The organism is Methylophilus rhizosphaerae (assembly GCF_900100975.1).
GTDB classification, from domain to species: domain Bacteria; phylum Pseudomonadota; class Gammaproteobacteria; order Burkholderiales; family Methylophilaceae; genus Methylophilus; species Methylophilus rhizosphaerae.
Genome location: NZ_FNFX01000009.1, coordinates 1 through 4,923 on the forward strand (window position 1 = coordinate 1; position 4,923 = coordinate 4,923).

Genomic DNA, 4,923 nt, shown 5'->3' on the forward strand with positions numbered 1-4,923 from the left:
ATAACTGGTCCACCAGAGGTGCGTCCACTCCGGTCCTCTCGTACTAGGAGCAGGTCCCCTCAAACTTGCAGCGCCCACGGCAGATAGGGACCAAACTGTCTCACGACGTTTTAAACCCAGCTCACGTACCACTTTAAATGGCGAACAGCCATACCCTTGGGACCGGCTACAGCCCCAGGATGTGATGAGCCGACATCGAGGTGCCAAACTCCCCCGTCGATATGAACTCTTGGGAGGAATCAGCCTGTTATCCCCAGAGTACCTTTTATCCGTTGAGCGATGGCCCTTCCATACAGAACCACCGGATCACTATGACCTGCTTTCGCACCTGCTCGACCTGTCCGTCTCGCAGTCAAGCAACCTTATGCCATTGCACTATCAGTACGATTTCCGACCGTACCTAGGTTACCTTCGCACTCCTCCGTTACTCTTTGGGAGGAGACCGCCCCAGTCAAACTGCCTACCATACACGGTCCCCAGTCCGGATTACGGACCTAGGTTAGAACCTCAACAACATCAGGGTGGTATTTCAACGATGCCTCCACATGATCTGGCGACCACGTTTCACAGGCTCCCACCTATCCTACACAAATCTTGTCAAAGTCCAATGTAAAGCTGCAGTAAAGGTTCATGGGGTCTTTCCGTCTAGCCGCGGGGAGATTGCATCTTCACAAACATTTCAACTTCGCTGAGTCCCGAGAGGAGACAGTGTGGCCATCGTTACGCCATTCGTGCGGGTCGGAACTTACCCGACAAGGAATTTCGCTACCTTAGGACCGTTATAGTTACGGCCGCCGTTTACTGGGACTTCAATCAAGAGCTTGCACCCCATCATTTAATCTTCCAGCACCGGGCAGGCGTCACACCCTATACGTCCACTTTCGTGTTTGCAGAGTGCTGTGTTTTTATTAAACAGTCGCAGCCACCTTTTCACTGCAACCCCATCACGCTTCAAGAGTAAATCTCTACACGCTACCGGGGCGCACCTTCTCCCGAAGTTACGGTGCTAATTTGCCGAGTTCCTTCTCCCGGGTTCTCTCAAGCGCCTTAGAATTCTCATCCTGCCCACCTGTGTCGGTTTGCGGTACGGTCTTAATACAACTGAAGCTTAGTGGCTTTTCTTGGAAGCATGGTATCAATCACTTCACGTACAAGTACGCTCGTTATCACGTCTCAGTCTTAGCTCTCCGGATTTGCCTAAAGAACCAACCTACACGCTTGAACCGGGACATCCAACACCCGGCTGACCTAACCTTCTCCGTCCCCACATCGCATTGTATTGAGGTACAGGAATATTAACCTGTTTCCCATCAGCTACGCATCTCTGCCTCACCTTAGGGGCCGACTCACCCTGCGCCGATGAACGTTGCGCAGGAAACCTTGGGCTTTCGGCGAGGGAGCTTTTCACTCCCTTTATCGCTACTCATGTCAGCATTCGCACTTCTGATACCTCCAGCATGCCTCACAGCACACCTTCGCAGGCCTACAGAACGCTCTCCTACCACGCCAGTAAACTGGCGTCCGAAGCTTCGGTTACGTGCTTAGCCCCGTTACATCTTCCGCGCAGGACGACTCGACCAGTGAGCTATTACGCTTTCTTTAAATGATGGCTGCTTCTAAGCCAACATCCTGGCTGTCTATGCCTTCCCACTTCGTTTTCCACTTAGCACGTCATTTGGGACCTTAGCTGTCGGTCTGGGTTGTTTCCCTCTTGTCCACGGACGTTAGCACCCATGGACTGTCTCCCGTAATTGAACTTCTCAGTATTCGGAGTTTGCAATGGTTTGGTAAGTTCTTATGAACCCCCTAGCCATAACAGTGCTCTACCCCCGAGAGTTAAATACGAGGCACTACCTAAATAGTTTTCGGAGAGAACCAGCTATCTCCAAGTTTGTTTAGCCTTTCACCCCTATCCACAGCTCATCCCCAAATTTTTCAACATTTGTGGGTTCGGACCTCCAGTACCTGTTACGGCACCTTCATCCTGGCCATGGATAGATCACTTGGTTTCGGGTCTACACCCAGCGACTAAAACGCCCTATTCGGACTCGATTTCTCTACGCCTCCCCTATCGGTTAAGCTTGCCACTGAATGTAAGTCGCTGACCCATTATACAAAAGGTACGCAGTCACGGAACAAGTCCGCTCCCACTGTTTGTATGCATACGGTTTCAGGATCTATTTCACTCCCCTCCCGGGGTTCTTTTCGCCTTTCCCTCACGGTACTTGTTCACTATCGGTCGATTACGAGTATTTAGCCTTGGAGGATGGTCCCCCCATGTTCAGACAAGGTTTCTCGTGCCCCGCCCTACTTTTCGTTACCCTAGTTCCACAAACGGGATTTCGTATACGGGACTATCACCCACTACGGTCGGACTTTCCATTCCGTTCTACTATCGCATCTGCTAAAAATAACAGGCTATTCCATGTTCGCTCGCCACTACTTACGGAATCTCGGTTGATTTCTTTTCCTCGAGCTACTTAGATGTTTCAGTTCACTCGGTTCGCCACCATCTCCCTATATATTCAGGAGCGGTTACCCTTGCGGGTGGGTTTCCCCATTCGGACATCTCCGGATCAAAGCTTATTTGCCAGCTCCCCGAAGCTTTTCGCAGGCTATCACGTCCTTCATCGCCTGTAATCGCCAAGGCATCCACCATATGCACTTATTCACTTGACCCTATAACGTTAAAACCTAAACCCTTTTTAAATCCAGATTTCATCGTGCATGAGACACGCGTTACAGGTAATTCTAAAGCACTATCAAACCTCGTTAGATTCGCTTCATCGCTGAAGCTTCTCAACTTGTGTTTAATATTTATGATTTTGCAATCAATCGATATTATTTCCGGTTAAAAAATAATATCGCCCATTGAATATAAGTTGTCATCACACAACCTATATTCCTTTACTTCTTCCATTTTGTTAAAGAGCAGTCTTAGCATTTAAACTAATCGTTTAAAAACCAGAAGCAAACATTATTTGATCGTTACCAATCAAGTAACATTTGCTTCTAATCTCTAAACCGCAACAAAGACACCAAAGCATTGGTGGAGGATGACGGGATCGAACCGACGACCCCCTGCTTGCAAAGCAGGTGCTCTCCCAGCTGAGCTAATCCCCCAATATAAAGTGGTGGGTCTGGTTGGGCTCGAACCAACGACCCCCGCCTTATCAAGACGGTGCTCTAACCAGCTGAGCTACAGACCCTAAGGCGGTTTGCCTAAATCTTTGTTGCTGCTTAATTTCCAGATGACTGATAAGAGTGAATGCTTGTAGCCTAAGTGATCTTCTCTAGAAAGGAGGTGATCCAGCCGCACCTTCCGATACGGCTACCTTGTTACGACTTCACCCCAGTCATGAATACTACCGTGGTAATCGTCCCCCTTGCGGTTAGACTAACTACTTCTGGTAAAACCCACTCCCATGGTGTGACGGGCGGTGTGTACAAGGCCCGGGAACGTATTCACCGCGACATGCTGATCCGCGATTACTAGCGATTCCGACTTCATGCTCTCGAGTTGCAGAGAACAATCCGGACTACGATCGGCTTTCTGAGATTAGCTCCCCCTCGCGGGTTGGCAACTCTCTGTACCGACCATTGTATTACGTGTGAAGCCCTGGCCATAAGGGCCATGAGGACTTGACGTCATCCCCACCTTCCTCCGGTTTGTCACCGGCAGTCCCATTAAAGTGCCCAACTAAATGATGGCAATTAATGGCAAGGGTTGCGCTCGTTGCGGGACTTAACCCAACATCTCACGACACGAGCTGACGACAGCCATGCAGCACCTGTGTCCACTTTCCCTTACGGGCACCTAATGCATCTCTGCTTCGTTAGTGGCATGTCAAGGCCAGGTAAGGTTTTTCGCGTTGCATCGAATTAATCCACATAATCCACCGCTTGTGCGGGCCCCCGTCAATTCCTTTGAGTTTTAATCTTGCGACCGTACTCCCCAGGCGGTCTACTTCACGCGTTAGCTGCGTTACTCATGGATTTTACTCCACCAACAACTAGTAGACATCGTTTAGGGCGTGGACTACCAGGGTATCTAATCCTGTTTGCTCCCCACGCTTTCGTGCATGAGCGTCAATATTATCCCAGGGGGCTGCCTTCGCCATTGGTATTCCTCCACATCTCTACGCATTTCACTGCTACACGTGGAATTCTACCCCCCTCTGACATATTCTAGTCTGGCAGTTTCAAACGCAGTTCCCAAGTTGAGCTCGGGGATTTCACATCTGACTTGCCAAACCGCCTGCGCACGCTTTACGCCCAGTAATTCCGATTAACGCTCGCACCCTACGTATTACCGCGGCTGCTGGCACGTAGTTAGCCGGTGCTTCTTATCAAGGTACCGTCAGCCTCACTCAGTGTTATTGAGTAAGTTTTCTTCCCTTGCGAAAGAGCTTTACAACCCGAAGGCCTTCTTCACTCACGCGGAATGGCTGGATCAGGCTTGCGCCCATTGTCCAAAATTCCCCACTGCTGCCTCCCGTAGGAGTCTGGACCGTGTCTCAGTTCCAGTGTGGCTGGTCGTCCTCTCAGACCAGCTACTGATCGATGCCTTGGTAGGCCATTACCCCACCAACTAGCTAATCAGATATCGGCCGCTCTTATAACGTAAGGTCCGAAGATCCCCTACTTTCCCCCTCAGGGCGTATGCGGTATTAGCTAATCTTTCGACTAGTTATCCCCCATTACAAGGCACGTTCCGATATATTACTCACCCGTTCGCCACTAATCCCCTTAGCAAGCTAAGGTTCATCGTTCGACTTGCATGTGTAAAGCATTCCGCCAGCGTTCAATCTGAGCCAGGATCAAACTCTTCAGTTTAATTCCTAACTATTACTTTTTACCTCTTTCGAGGCGGTATTCGATTCGCTTATATCTCAAATTCATTTCAAGGTATGTGTGTAAAAA

At 49.7% G+C, this 4,923-nt stretch carries 2 tRNA genes and 2 rRNA genes; all 4 read right to left on the minus strand.

What is annotated here, in order from left to right:
- Positions 1-2,679: ribosomal RNA gene (locus BLP53_RS13440) — 23S ribosomal RNA — on the minus strand; the annotation flags it as partial.
- Between the two features lie 368 nt (positions 2,680-3,047).
- Positions 3,048-3,123 (minus strand) — tRNA-Ala (locus BLP53_RS13445).
- 9 nt (positions 3,124-3,132) lie between these two features.
- Positions 3,133-3,209 (minus strand) — tRNA-Ile (locus tag BLP53_RS13450).
- An 88-nt stretch (positions 3,210-3,297) separates the two neighbouring features.
- Positions 3,298-4,836, minus strand: a 16S ribosomal RNA gene (locus tag BLP53_RS13455).
- Between the last annotated feature and the right edge of the window lie 87 nt (positions 4,837-4,923).